This window comes from Streptococcus oralis (genome assembly GCF_001588645.1).
Classification (GTDB): domain Bacteria; phylum Bacillota; class Bacilli; order Lactobacillales; family Streptococcaceae; genus Streptococcus; species Streptococcus oralis_AB.
On record NZ_LAYF01000039.1, the window covers coordinates 1 to 315 of the forward strand.

General features: G+C 36.8%; 1 protein-coding gene. It reads right to left on the minus strand.

Annotated elements, in window-relative coordinates:
• A partial coding sequence (locus A0739_RS09735) for an Ltp family lipoprotein (protein WP_196755726.1) occupies positions 1–315 on the minus strand: 315 nt, incomplete at both ends.

Consider the following 315-nt stretch of genomic DNA (forward strand, 5'->3'; position numbering starts at 1 on the left):
TAAAATAAGGAGAAGTTAGCCTCTCATAAATTTCTGTCTTTGATAAATTGGCATTCTTTCGGTATTCTCTTGCTTGAGCTAAGGCATTCGCCTTATAGTCTGCTTGCAAATGATTGATAGCATATTGTGCAGTGTCACTATTAAAACCTTCATAAATTAACATCTCATAAATTCTTTTTTTTGACAAATGAATCCTATTATAATCTTGTGCTGTCTTTAAAGCTGCTGAGTATGGATTCCCGGCTGCTGGTTTTGGTTGTCGCACACCATCGTTTCCTACATAGTAACGACCACCATCTACCCATTTACCCCTTA